A 12,405-nucleotide genomic window follows, 5' to 3' on the forward strand; every position below is an offset into this window, starting at 1 on the left:
TCGAGCCGGACCTCCTCCGAGGATCCGCTCAATGACTACTCATGGCCTATCAGCTGTCGGGTTCGTCACCGACCTCGCCGAGATACCAGCGGCCGTTGCCGAGCAGCTGGAGCTCCTTGGTGTGGTGCTGCTCGACGGTGGTCCGGTGGCTGACGCTGACCAGGATGGTGTCCGGCAGCCGGTCGCGCACCAGCTGGTAGAGCGTCTGCTCGACGCCCTCGTCCAGCGCGGACGTCGACTCGTCCAGGAACACCGCCTTCGGCTTGGTCAGCAGCACCCGCGCGAACGCGATGCGCTGCTGCTCACCCGGGGAGAGCACCTTCGCCCAGTCCTGCACCTCGTTGAGCCGGTCGACGCAGTTCGGCAGCGACACGGCGTCCAGGGTGCGGCGCAGGTCGTCGTCGGACACCTCGTGGGCATCGAGCGGGTACGCGACGACGGTGCGCAGGTCGCCGAGCGGTACGTAGGGCAGCTGGGACAGGAACATCGTCTCGTTGGGCCCGCCCGGCCGGCGCAGTGTTCCGGTGGTGAACGGCCACAGCTGCGCCAGGCTGCGCAGCAGCGAGGTCTTGCCCGCACCCGACTTGCCGGTGATCACCAGCGCATCGCCGGGCTCCAGCGCGAGGTCGAGGGTGTCGATCAAACGCTTCGCGTCCGGGGTGCGGACCTCGACCCTGCGCAGTTCGACCGTGCCGGTGGGGGAGTCCTCGGTGTCGAGGGTCTTCAGCGCGCGGCCCTCCTCGTTGGCGATGACGAGCCCGTACAGACGGATGATCGCCGCGCGGTAGGCCGCGAAGTAGTCGTAGGCGTTACGGAAGAACGACAGGCCGTTCTGGATGCTGCCGAACGCCGACGCCGACTGCGTCATCGCACCCAGCGGCAGCTCGCCGTTGAAGAACCGCGGGAACTGCAGCAGATACGGCGGCAGCACGATGATCTGGCTCATGGTCAGGTTCCAGCCGTTGAACCCGATGGTGCGGCCGATGTAGCGCTTGTAGTTCGCGACCACCGGATCGAAGCGGTTCCGCAGCACGGCGCGTTCGGCCTTCTCACCGCGGTAGAACGCGACGGCCTCGGCGGCGTCGCGCAGCCGTACCAGCGCATAACGGAACGCGGCGTTGAACTTCTCGTTGTTGAACGACAATCCGATGATCGGCCGGCCGATCCAGAACGCGATGACCGTCGCCAACGCCACGTAGACCAGCACCAGCCAGAACAGCGCCTTGGGGACCGCCACCTCCACGAACGGCAACGTCAACGTGCTCGACAGGTCCCACAGGATCGTCGCGAACGCGATCATCGACGTGATCGACGAGATCGCGCCGAACAGCAGGGTGCTCGCCGTGCCGTAGCTCGGGGTGTTCGTGAACGGGCCGACGCCGGTGGTGAACACGTCGATGTCGGCCTGGATGCGCTGATCGGGGTTGTCGATGGTGTCGTCGATGAACCGGGACCGGTAGTAGGCCTTGCCGTCGAGCCAGTCGCCGGTGAGCTCGTCGGTCAGCCACGCGCGCCACGCGAGCATGAACCGCTGCGCCAGGAACAGGTCCAGCATCAGCCGCGACACGTGGATCGTCGCCAGGATCGCGAAGATCAGCATCGACATGTAGAAGCCGTCGCGACCGGAATTCCTGATCTCGTCGCTGCCGGCCTGGATGCCGCCGGCGACGACCTGGAAGCTGGTCATCATGTCGTTGCCCTGATAGCTCAGCAACACGTCCAGCCGGACACCGGCGACCACCGACAACAGCAGTGCCCCGAGCCAGACCCAGACCTTGATGCTGTGCGCACCGGTGTAATAGCCGCCGGTGATCCGCCAGAACTGGCGCCCCCACACGGTGAACCGGCCGATCAGGGCCAGGATGAGCAGGGTCGCGGCCGCGGCGATCACCCAGGCCTTCGCGATCCACCACAGCGAAGTCCACAGCTCGCTGCCCCAATCCAGCGTCGGGGTGAACGTTTCCATGCGGGCAACGTACCGCGACAACCTGTCGGCGGCGTGTTGGCGTGGCTAGGCAGGCGCTTCGAGTCGCTCCAGCCGCCACTGGCCGTCGCCGGTCAGCTCCAGCCTGCTGCTGTGGAACGGCTGCACCGACGACCGGTGGCTGACGCTGACCACAATGGTGTCCGGCAATTCGGTGCGCAGCCGGTCGTAGAGCATCTGCTCGAGCCCTTCGTCCATCGCCGACGTCGACTCGTCGAGGAACACCGTCCGCGGCCTGGACAGCAGCACCCGGGCGAACGCGATGCGCTGTTGTTCACCGACCGAGAGCACCTTCGCCCAGTCCTGGTCGTCGTTGAGCCGGATGGCCAGCTGCGACAGCGCGACGTCGATCAACGCCCGCTGGATCTGCTTGTCGTCATAGGTGCCCGCCGGTTCGGGGTAGCTGACGACGGTCCGCAGGTCCCCGACCGGGAAGTACGGCAGCTGCGGGACGAACATCGCGCCGTCGCGCCCGTCGGGCAGGCACACCCGCCCCGAGGCGTACGGCCACATCCCCGCCAGGCTCTGCATCAACACCGTCTTGCCGATCCCCGAGGCGCCCGTGATCACCAGGCCCTCACCGGTCTCCAGGCGCAGATCCAACCCGCGCAGCAGCGGCGATCCGTCGGGCCGGCGGACCTCGACCCCGACCACGTCGAGCGCGCCGCCGGGGGACTGCTCGGCGGAGATCGCGGTGAACGCGCCGGCCCTGGTGTTCTGTTCGGCCAGCCCGTCGAGCCGGATGATCGCCGCCCGGTAGCTCGCGAACTGGTCGTAGGCGTTGCGGAAGAACGACAGCGAATCGTGGATCGCACCGAACGCATTCGACGACTGCCACACGTCACCGAACGTGATCCGCTGCGCGAACAGACCCTGCGCCTGCACCAGCCACGGCAGCGGGTTGATGGTCTGGCTGACCGACACGTTCCAGCCGAAGTACAGCAGCATCCGGTGCAGCCAGCGCCGGTAGTTGTCCATCACCGAATCCAGCCGGTTCTTCAGCACTGACCCCTCGGCCGGTTCGCCGCGGTACAGACCGATCGCCGCGCCGGCGTCGCGCACCCGCACCAGCACGTACCGGAACCCGGCGTTGCGCAGTTCGTTGAGGTAACTGAGCCGGATCAGCGGCCTGCCGATCACGAACGCGACGATCGTGGCCACCAGCACGTAGACCACCACGATCCAGAACAGCGCCCGCGGCAGCGTCAGCCCGCCGATCGTGACCGGCTCCGACAGCCGCCACAGGATCGGGCCGAACGCCAGCACCGACAGCACCGCCTCCACCGCACCGAACAGCAGCGTGTTGCCCGAGTTGTAGATCGGGTTGTTCGGCGTCCCGCCCACGCCGGTGGTGAACACGTCGACGTCCTGCTGGATCCGCTGGTCCGGGTTGTCGATCGGGCGGCCCGAGAACTGGGCGCGGTAGTAGGACAGATCGCCGAGCCAGTCGTCGATGAAACGGCGGCTCAGCCACACCCGCCAGCGCATCACGAAACGCTGCGTCAGGTACATGTCCAGCATCAGCCGCGCGACGAAAAAGACCGCGAGCACCGCGAACACGCGCATCGAGGCCCAGAAGCCCGCCACGCCGCTGGACATCCCGCCCTGGAAGGCGACCTGCAACGACGTGAACAGGTCGTTGACGTAGTAGGTCAGCAGCACGTTGATGCGCACCGACATGATCACCGACAGCAGCAGCAGCGCGAGCATCACCCAGACGACCAGGCTCTGCCTGCCGCGGAAGTAGCCGCCGGTGACCCGCCAGAACTGGCGGCCCCATTCGGTGAAGCGGGCCAGCGCGACCAACACCAGCATCAGGCACAACGCCGTCAGAACGAACGTCGTCGCCGCCCATTGTGCGGAGTTGAGAAACTCGCGACCCCAGTCGAGGGTCGGCTGGAACGTCTGGCTTTCGACCGTGTCCACAGCCGGGCGACCTCCCCTCCGCGCACGATCCGGCCTGCGGCGAAGCTACCGCACCGGCCGCGTACCGTGATCGTGTGGCTCGAACCTCTGCAAAGACACCCAAGACCGGGCGGCTGTCCGGGCGGTTCTGGAAGCTGCTCGGCGCCAGCACCGACAAGGACCAGTCGCGCTCGATGGAGCTTGTCACCACATCGGCCGACTTCGACTCCAAGGCAGGCGACCTCGACGACGAGCAGCTGCGCAAAGCCGCCAAGCTCCTCGAGCTCGCCGACCTGGCCGACTCGTCCGACATCCCGCAGTTCCTGGCGATCGCGCGCGAGGCGGCCAAACGCGCGACCGGTCTCGCCCCGTTCGACGTGCAGCTGCTCGGTGCGCTGCGGATGCTGGCCGGCGACGTCGTCGAGATGGCCACCGGTGAGGGCAAGACGCTCTCGGGCGCGATCGCGGCCGCGGGCTACGCGCTGGCCGGCCGCCACGTGCACGTCATCACCATCAACGACTACCTGGCCCGCCGCGACGCGGAGTGGATGGGTCCGCTGATCGAGGCGATGGGCCTGACCGTCGGCTGGATCACCGCCGACTCCACCGCGGCCGAACGCCGCGCCGCCTACCGGTGCGACGTGACGTATGCGTCGGTCAACGAGATCGGCTTCGACGTGCTGCGCGATCAGCTGGTCACCGACGTCGAGGACCTGGTGTCCCCGAACCCGGACGTGGCGCTGATCGACGAGGCCGACTCGGTGCTCGTCGACGAGGCGCTGGTCCCGCTGGTGCTGGCGGGCACCAGCCACCGCGAGACTCCGAGGCTGGAGTTGATCCGGCTGGTCGGCGAGCTCGACGAGAACACCGACTTCGCCACTGACAACGACAGCCGCAACGTGCACCTGACCGAGGAAGGCGCCCGCAAGGTCGAGGCGGCGCTCGGCGGGATCGACCTGTACTCCGAAGAGCACGTCGCGACCACGCTGACCGAGATCAACGTCGCCCTGCACGCACACGTGCTGCTGCAGCGCGACGTGCACTACATCGTCCGCGACGACGCGGTGCACCTGATCAACTCGTCCCGCGGCCGCATCGCCACGCTGCAGCGCTGGCCCGACGGACTGCAGGCCGCCGTCGAGGCCAAGGAGGGCATCGAGACCACCGAGACCGGCGAGGTGCTCGACACCATCACCGTGCAGGCGTTGATCAACCGCTACCCGCGGGTGTGCGGGATGACCGGCACCGCGCTGGCCGCCGGCGAGCAGCTGCGCCAGTTCTACAAGCTGGGCGTGTCGCCGATCCCGCCGAACAAGCCGAACATCCGCAAGGACGAGACCGACCGCGTCTACGTGACCGCCGCCGCGAAGAACGACGCGATCCTGGAGCACATCATCGAGGTGCACAAGACCGGACAGCCGGTGCTCGTCGGCACCCGCGACGTCGCCGAATCCGAGGAGATCCACGAGCGGCTCGTCAAACGCGGTGTCCCGGCCGTGGTGCTGAACGCGAAGAACGACGCCGAGGAGGCGACCGTGATCGCCGAGGCGGGCAAGCTCGGCTCGGTGACGGTGTCGACCCAGATGGCCGGCCGCGGCACCGACATCCGGCTGGGCGGCTCGGACGTGGACGACCACGCCGCCGAAAAGGACGAGGTGGCCGAACTCGGCGGCCTGCACGTGATCGGCACCGGGCGGCACAACACCGGGCGGCTGGACAACCAGCTGCGCGGCCGCGCCGGCCGCCAGGGCGATCCGGGCAGCTCGGTGTTCTTCTCCAGCTGGGAGGACGACGTGGTCGTCGCCCACCTCGAGGACGACAAGCTGCCGCTGGAATGCGACGAGGACGGCCGCGTGCTCAGCCCGAAGGCCGCATCGCTGCTCGAACACGCCCAGCGCGTCGCCGAAGGCCGGCTGCTCGACGTGCACGCCAACACCTGGCGCTACAACCAGCTGATCGCCCAGCAGCGCGCGATCCTGGTCGAGCGCCGGGACAAGCTGCTGCGCACCGACACCGCGCGCGAGGAACTCGCCGAGCGCTGCCCGGACCGCTACGCCGAGGTCAGTGAGCGGCTCGGCGAGGACGCCGAGCAGAAGCTGGAGAAGATCTGCCGGCTGATCATGCTGTACCACCTCGACCGGGCCTGGGCCGATCACCTGGCGTTCCTGTCCGACATCCGCGAGAGCATCCACCTGCGGGCGCTGGGCCGGCAGAACCCGCTCGACGAGTTCCACCGGATGGCGGTCGACGCGTTCGCGTCGCTGGCCGCCGACGCCATCGAGGCCGCGCAGCAGACGTTCGAGACCGCGCCGTCGATCGAGGACGAGCCGGGTGTCGACCTGTCCAAGCTGGCCCGCCCGACGTCGACCTGGACGTACATGGTGCACGACAACCCGCTGTCGGACGACAGCTTGTCCGCACTGAGCCTGCCCGGGGTGTTCCGCTAGGTTTGGCGCATGCCACGCGACCGTGTGCTGACCGTGCCCAACGCGCTGTCGGCGATCCGGTTCGTGCTGGTTCCCGTCTTCCTGTACCTGCTGCTGGTCGCCGACGCCACCGGTTGGGCCGTCGCGGTGCTGATGTTCAGCGGCGCGTCCGACTGGGCCGATGGCAAGATCGCCCGGCTGTTCGCGAACCAGTCGTCGCGGCTGGGGGAACTGCTCGACCCTGCCGTCGACCGCATCTACATGGTCACCGTGCCGATCAGCATGGCGCTGGCCGGCATCATCCCGTGGTGGGTGGTGATCCTGCTGCTGGCCCGTGACGGTGTGCTGGCCGCGACGCTGCCGGTGTTGCGCAGCCGCGGCCTGTCCGCGCTACCGGTCACCTACATCGGCAAGGCCGCGACGTTCGCGCTGATGTCCGGGCTGCCGCTGGTGCTGCTCGGCCAGTTCGACGGGCAGTGGGCCCGGGTGGTGCTCGCGATCGGCTGGGGCTTCCTGATCTGGGGTATGGCGATGTACCTGTGGTCCGGGATCCTGTACCTGCTGCAGGTCGGCATGGTGATGCGGAAGCTGCCGCCCGCGCGCAAAACGGTCGAGCCATGAGCACGCTGGGGGGATACGACTCATCGGTCGGGCGCGCGGCGCACCAGGCGAACGCGCCGACCCGGATCCCGGTGCCCTCGCTGCTGCGCTCGCTGCTGACCGACCATCTCGATCCCGGGTACGCGGCGGCCGCGCAGGCGGGTAAGCGCAGCCGGGCGTCCTCGGTGCTGTGGCAGGTGCTCGCCGCGGTCGTGGTAGCGACGGTGTTCGCGCTGGCGTGGGCGCAGGCCCGCGACACCGCGCCCGGCGTCCGCGAATCGCAGCGGGTACTGGCCGCCAGCGTGCATGCGGCCCAAGCCGAGACCGACGAGGCCGCCGCGCAGCGGGCCACGCTGTCGGCCGAGGTGGACGCGGCGCGGCGCAGCCGCCTCGCCGGCGACACCGAGGGCAGGCAGCTGCTGGCCCAACTCGACGACGCGAACTACGCGGCCGCCGCCACACCCGTGATCGGCTCCGGCCTGACCGTCACCGTCACCGATCCGGGGATGACGCGGGATCTGACCGACGTGTCCAAGCAGCGCGTCGAAGGCAGCAGACAGGTGATCCTGGACCGCGACCTGCAGCTCGTCGTCAACGCGCTGTGGGCCGGCGGCGCCGAGGCCATCTCGGTCGGCGGCGTGCGGATCGGCCCGAACGTGACGATCCGGCAGGCCGGCGGCGGGATCCTGGTCGACAACCAGCCGGTGTCGAGCCCGTATGTCATCCTCGCGGTGGGCCCGCCGAACTCCATGGCCGACGACTTCAACCGCAGCGCGGGCCTGCAGCGGCTGCGGCTGCTGGAGACGTCCTACGGTGTGGGCGTCAACGTCTCCTCCGGCGACGGCCTGGTGCTTCCCGCCGGATCCGTCCGAGAAATCAACTTCGCCAGACAGATTGGGCCCTAGTGATCGGCACGAACTCTTGATCGGAATCGTCGCGCTCGCCATCGGCATCGTGATCGGGGTGGTGTTCCATCCCGACGTCCCCGAGTTCATCCAGCCCTATCTGCCGATCGCGGTCGTCGCGGCGCTCGACGCGGTCTTCGGCGGGTTGCGCGCGTACCTGGAGGACATCTTCGACTCCAAGGTGTTCGTGGTGTCGTTCGTGTTCAACGTCCTGGTCGCCGCGCTGATCGTGTACGTCGGCGACCAGCTCGGGGTCGGCACCCAGCTGTCGACGGCGATCATCGTGGTACTCGGCATCCGCATCTTCGGCAACGCCGCCGCACTGCGCCGCAGGCTGTTCGGGGCCTGACATGAGCGAGCAGCACGGCCGTCACGAACTGCCCGCCGACGCGGCGCCGGCCACCTCGCGGCGCACCCGCTCGCAGCGGGTGTTCGGGGTGCTCGCGGTGCTGCTGTGCCTGCTGCTGGGCATCGCGCTGGCAACCCAGTTGCGCCAGGCCGACTCCGGCGACTCGCTCGACAACGCCCGGCCCGCCGATCTGCTGATCCTGCTGGACTCGCTGCAACAACGCGAGGCGGCGCTCAACACCGAGGTCGCCGATCTGCAGCGCACGCTGAACCAGCTGGAGGCCAGCGGCAGCAGCGACCAGGCCGCGATCGAGAACGCCAGGGCGCGGCTCGCGGCGCTGTCGATCCTGATCGGCAGCGTCCCCGCGACAGGTCCCGGCGTGACGCTGACCATCGCCGACCCCGCGCAGGGGGTGGGCCCGGAGTCGATGCTCGATGTGATCAACGAGCTGCGCGCCGCGGGCGCCGAGGCGATGGAGATCCGCGGCCGAAGCGACGTGTCCGTGAGGGTCGGGGTGGACACCTGGATCACCGGCGGGCCCGGCGCGCTGGTCGTCGACGACACCACCATGGGGCCGGCCTATTCGGTTCTGGCCATTGGTGATCCGCCGACGCTGGCCGCGGCGATGAACATCCCCGGTGGCGCGATGGACAGCATCGAACGCGTCGGCGGCACGATGGTGGTACAACAATCCGATCGGGTCGACGTCACCGCCTTGCGGCAACCGAAACCGCGCCAATACGCTCAGCCCGTCAAATGACCATGACCGCACACCTAGGAGCGCCGTGAGCGAGATCCCCGCCGACCTGTCCTTCACCACCGAACACGAGTGGGTGCAGCGGACCGGCGACAGCACGGTCCGGGTCGGCATCACCGACTACGCGCAGTCCGCGCTCGGTGACGTGGTGTTCGTCCAGCTTCCCGACGTCGGCTCGGACGTGACGTCGGGGGAGTCGTTCGGTGAGGTGGAATCGACCAAGTCGGTGTCGGACCTGTACGCGCCGCTGACCGCGAAAGTCGTTGCCGTCAACGGTGATCTGGAGGGCAACCCGCAGCTGGTGAACTCCGACCCGTACGGCGCGGGATGGCTGGTCGAGTTGGAGGCCGACGCCGGTGCGCTGCAGGAGGCGCTGTCGGCGCTGCTCGACGCCGAAGGCTACCGCGCGCACGTCGACGACTGATCGAGTTGTTAGGGTCGTTCAGACAGACCGGGACGCAACGAGTGGATCCGGCAGTGGTGGATACAACGTGGTCGGATGCGCGGTACGGTCGACACCAGCGGCCTGACGGCTGGCGCCCGGCCGCTTATCGCCACAGCAGCCAGTGAGGAGCAGCGGGTGACGGACAAGGACTTCAACTCTGGGGCCGACTCTGACGAAGTCACTGTGGAGACCACTTCGGTGTTCCGCGCCGACTTCCTCAACGAGCTCGACGCTCCACCCGCCGCGGGTGGCGAGAGCGCGGTCTCGGGTGTGGAAGGACTTCCTGTCGGGTCGGCGTTGTTGGTGGTCAAGCGTGGCCCCAACGCCGGATCGCGGTTCCTGCTCGACCAGCCGACCACGTCGGCCGGTCGCCATCCCGACAGCGATATCTTCCTCGACGACGTCACCGTGAGCCGGCGGCACGCGGAGTTCCGTCTGGAGGGCGGCGAGTTCCAGGTCGTCGATGTGGGCAGCCTCAACGGCACCTACGTCAACCGTGAGCCGGTCGACTCGGCGGTGCTCGCCAACGGCGACGAAGTGCAGATCGGCAAGTTCCGCCTGGTGTTCCTGACCGGGCCGAAGGGCGACGACAGCGCCGCCGGCTGACCGGCACACCGACCCCGACCCGACGAGCCGTCCGGACACCAGATGACACAACCCGACACCCCCGCCGTGAACGGGATGTCGATCGGGGTTGTCCTGGATCTGCTGCGCGACGAGTTCCCGGACGTCACGATCTCCAAGATCCGCTTCCTGGAGGCCGAGGGTCTGGTGACGCCCGAGCGCACCGCATCGGGTTACCGCCGTTTCACCGCGTACGACTGCGCCAGGCTGCGATTCATCCTGACCGCGCAGCGCGACAACTACCTGCCGCTGAAGGTCATCAAGGCGCAGCTCGACGCGCTGCCGGACGGGGAGTTACCGCAGACGGTGTCGCCGTACGGCACGCCGCGGCTGGTGCCCGTCGGGGAGCAGGCGTCCGGGGCCGCCCCCGCGGCACCCACCCCGGTGCGGTTGAGCCGTGGCGATCTGCTCGACCGCTCCGGCGTCTCCGACGAACTACTGACCTCTCTGGTCAAGGCGGGCGTGATCACGCCGATCTTCAAAGGCGCCGGGACGGCGTTCTTCGACGAGCATTCGGTGGTGATCGCCCAGTGCGCCCGCGCACTGGCCGACTACGGCGTGGAACCGCGGCACCTGCGCGCGTTCCGTTCCGCGGCCGACCGGCAGTCGGATCTGATCGCCCAGATCGCCGGGCCGGTGGGCAAGGGCGGGAAGGCCGGCGCCCGGGACCGCGCCGACGATCTGGCCCGGGAGGTCGCCGCGCTGGCGATCACGTTGCACACGTCGTTGATCAAGTCGGCCGTACGCGACGTTCTCGACCGCTGAGGACTAGACTCGCGCTGACGGATTCGTCGGCGTGCGGAGGGTAGGCACATGGGTGAGGTTCGTGTGATCGGCATTCGCGTTGAGCCGCCCCAGAACCAGCCTGTCTTGTTGTTGCGGGAGTCCAATGGTGACCGGTATCTGCCGATCTGGATCGGGCAGTCGGAAGCCGCCGCGATCGCGCTGGAGCAGCAGGGTGTCGAGCCGTTGCGGCCGATGACCCACGACCTGTTCCGCGATGTCATTGCCGCCCTTGGTCATTCGCTCAAAGAGGTGCGCATCGTCGATCTGCAGGAGGGCACGTTCTACGCCGACCTGGTCTTCGACCGCGACATCAAGGTCTCGGCCCGGCCCTCGGATTCGGTCGCGATCGCGCTGCGGGTCGGGGTTCCCATCTATGTCGAGGAAGCGGTGATGGCCGAGGCCGGGCTGCTGATCCCGGACGAGAGCGACGAGGAGTCCACCGGCGCGGTGCGCGAGGACGAGGTGGAGAAGTTCAAGGAGTTCCTCGACAGCGTGTCCCCGGACGACTTCAAGGCGACCTGACCAGGTTGGTCACGGATGCGTCTCGTCAGCGTCGACACGCGCGTCGGGTTTTCTCAAACATCGAATCCGACCCCCATACTTGGTCCCGACGGGCAGTCACGAGAGGCCCTCAAGCGTATGCTCGAACCAGGTTCGAGCAGGGTGTAGCCAGCGGTTGAGCGCGCCCACGCAGGTCAAGGACGCGGGTTCGATCGGCGAGAGGATTCGACAAGTGGGCGACACGCCACGCCAGGAGCAACTGGATCTGACCTCAGACTCGGGTGCGGGCTCCGGCGAGAGTCAACCCCGGGCCGTCAGTGAACCAGTGCAGGGCGGACTGTTCCCCGACGACTCGGTCCCCGACGAACTCGTCGGCTACCGCGGTCCGAGTGCCTGCCAGATCGCCGGCATCACCTACCGTCAGCTCGACTACTGGGCCCGCACCTCACTGGTGGTGCCGTCCATCCGTGGCGCCGCCGGATCCGGCAGCCAGCGGCTCTACTCGTTCAAGGACATCCTCGTCCTCAAGATCGTCAAGCGTCTTCTCGACACCGGCATCTCCCTGCACAACATCCGCGTCGCGGTCGATCACCTGCGCCAGCGCGGCGTCCAGGATCTGGCCAACATCACGCTGTTCTCCGACGGCACCACCGTGTACGAGTGCACGTCCGCCGAAGAGGTCGTCGACCTGCTGCAGGGCGGTCAGGGCGTGTTCGGGATCGCGGTGTCCGGTGCGATGCGGGAACTGACCGGTGCGATCGCCGACTTCCCGGGTGAACGCGCCGACGGTGGCGAGTCGATCTCGGCGCCGGAGGACGAACTGGCGTCGCGGCGCAAGCACCGGGACCGCAAGATCGGTTAGGAGCCGGGTCCGGGGGTAGAATCGCTCCCGCATCGCCCTTGCGCGGGAGAGCTCCGCGGCTGCCAGCCGCGGACGCCGAAGGAGCAACACCTCTCCGTCAACCTCTCAGGCACCCAGGACCGCGCCGGGCCCCGATGCCTCTGGAAAGCGGTGCCCAGCACCCGCCCATGGGGAAAGGTCCGACCGGCACAGCGGCGGACCGAATCTCTCAGGCAGCCCGATCCGGGTCGACGACAGAGGGGGAGGAGCCGCCGCTTTTCG

The 12,405-nt window shown here is 68.4% G+C and carries 12 protein-coding genes and 2 riboswitches; of the genes, 10 read left to right on the forward strand and 2 right to left on the reverse strand.

All coding sequences use genetic code 11. The features are described 5' to 3' along the window. Positions 1 to 49: 49 nt before the first annotated feature. Both BST38_RS13100 and BST38_RS13105 read right to left on the reverse strand, forming a co-directional pair. On the reverse strand, positions 50 to 1,966 hold the full coding sequence (locus BST38_RS13100) for an ABC transporter ATP-binding protein/permease (RefSeq protein ID WP_083143763.1): 1,917 nt from the start codon (positions 1,964 to 1,966) through the stop codon (positions 50 to 52). A 45-nt stretch (positions 1,967 to 2,011) separates the two neighbouring features. Beyond that, a complete protein-coding gene (locus BST38_RS13105; protein WP_083143764.1) occupies positions 2,012 to 3,910 on the reverse strand; it encodes an ABC transporter ATP-binding protein/permease in 1,899 nt (632 codons plus the stop codon). 74 nt (positions 3,911 to 3,984) lie between these two features. On the opposite strand from BST38_RS13105, the gene secA2 reads away from it, so the two are divergent. The 10 genes from secA2 (at position 3,985) to BST38_RS13155 (ending at position 12,144) form a co-directional block, all read left to right on the forward strand. After that, positions 3,985 to 6,336 carry an accessory Sec system translocase SecA2 gene (gene secA2 / locus BST38_RS13110; protein WP_083143765.1) on the forward strand — a complete coding sequence of 784 codons (2,352 nt, stop codon included), beginning with the start codon at positions 3,985 to 3,987 and terminating at the stop codon, positions 6,334 to 6,336. A 9-nt stretch (positions 6,337 to 6,345) separates the two neighbouring features. Beyond that, a complete protein-coding gene (locus BST38_RS13115) occupies positions 6,346 to 6,936 on the forward strand; it encodes a CDP-alcohol phosphatidyltransferase family protein (RefSeq protein ID WP_083143766.1) in 591 nt (196 codons plus the stop codon). Then, entirely contained in the window at positions 6,933 to 7,820 is an 888-nt protein-coding gene (locus BST38_RS13120) for a DUF881 domain-containing protein (RefSeq protein WP_083143767.1), read from the forward strand. Before BST38_RS13115 ends, BST38_RS13120 begins: the two co-directional genes overlap by 4 nt. 16 nt (positions 7,821 to 7,836) lie before the next feature. After that, positions 7,837 to 8,169 (forward strand): small basic family protein, encoded by a 333-nt coding sequence (locus BST38_RS13125; protein WP_083143768.1) that lies wholly within the window; start codon positions 7,837 to 7,839, stop codon positions 8,167 to 8,169. Position 8,170: 1 nt separating this feature from the next. Next, the gene (locus BST38_RS13130; protein WP_083143769.1) at positions 8,171 to 8,929 is read left to right on the forward strand and encodes a DUF881 domain-containing protein; all 759 of its coding nucleotides are present in this window, start codon (positions 8,171 to 8,173) and stop codon (positions 8,927 to 8,929) included. A 25-nt stretch (positions 8,930 to 8,954) separates the two neighbouring features. Continuing rightward, a complete protein-coding gene (gene gcvH / locus BST38_RS13135) occupies positions 8,955 to 9,350 on the forward strand; it encodes a glycine cleavage system protein GcvH (RefSeq protein WP_083143770.1) in 396 nt (131 codons plus the stop codon). A 156-nt stretch (positions 9,351 to 9,506) separates the two neighbouring features. Further along, positions 9,507 to 9,977, forward strand: a complete 471-nt coding sequence (gene garA, locus BST38_RS13140) for a glycogen accumulation regulator GarA (protein WP_083143771.1) — start codon at positions 9,507 to 9,509, stop codon at positions 9,975 to 9,977. Positions 9,978 to 10,019: 42 nt separating this feature from the next. Next, on the forward strand, positions 10,020 to 10,760 hold the full coding sequence (gene ftsR, locus BST38_RS13145) for a transcriptional regulator FtsR (protein WP_083143772.1): 741 nt from the start codon (positions 10,020 to 10,022) through the stop codon (positions 10,758 to 10,760). Positions 10,761 to 10,808: 48 nt separating this feature from the next. After that, positions 10,809 to 11,303 carry a bifunctional nuclease family protein gene (locus tag BST38_RS13150; RefSeq protein ID WP_083143773.1) on the forward strand — a complete coding sequence of 165 codons (495 nt, stop codon included), beginning with the start codon at positions 10,809 to 10,811 and terminating at the stop codon, positions 11,301 to 11,303. 211 nt (positions 11,304 to 11,514) lie between these two features. Next, positions 11,515 to 12,144, forward strand: a complete 630-nt coding sequence (locus BST38_RS13155) for a MerR family transcriptional regulator (RefSeq protein WP_083143774.1) — start codon at positions 11,515 to 11,517, stop codon at positions 12,142 to 12,144. A gap of 33 nt (positions 12,145 to 12,177) precedes the next feature. Continuing rightward, a riboswitch (glycine riboswitch) is annotated at positions 12,178 to 12,272 on the forward strand. Positions 12,273 to 12,274: 2 nt separating this feature from the next. Next, a riboswitch (glycine riboswitch) is annotated at positions 12,275 to 12,391 on the forward strand. Positions 12,392 to 12,405 lie beyond the last annotated feature (14 nt).

The organism is Mycolicibacterium parafortuitum (assembly GCF_002086815.1).
GTDB lineage: Bacteria > Actinomycetota > Actinomycetes > Mycobacteriales > Mycobacteriaceae > Mycobacterium > Mycobacterium parafortuitum.

Bases quoted from the DNA above. Each gene is read 5' to 3' on its own strand.
- BST38_RS13130 (WP_083143769.1), top strand. From the start codon at position 8,171: ATGAGCGAGCAGCACGGCCGTCACGAACTGCCCGCCGACGCGGCGCCG.
- BST38_RS13120 (WP_083143767.1), top strand. From the start codon at position 6,933: ATGAGCACGCTGGGGGGATACGACTCATCGGTCGGGCGCGCGGCGCAC.
- BST38_RS13115 (WP_083143766.1), top strand. From the start codon at position 6,346: ATGCCACGCGACCGTGTGCTGACCGTGCCCAACGCGCTGTCGGCGATC.
- BST38_RS13150 (WP_083143773.1), top strand. From the start codon at position 10,809: ATGGGTGAGGTTCGTGTGATCGGCATTCGCGTTGAGCCGCCCCAGAAC.
- ftsR (WP_083143772.1), top strand. From the start codon at position 10,020: ATGACACAACCCGACACCCCCGCCGTGAACGGGATGTCGATCGGGGTT.
- BST38_RS13100 (WP_083143763.1), bottom strand. From the start codon at position 1,966: ATGGAAACGTTCACCCCGACGCTGGATTGGGGCAGCGAGCTGTGGACT.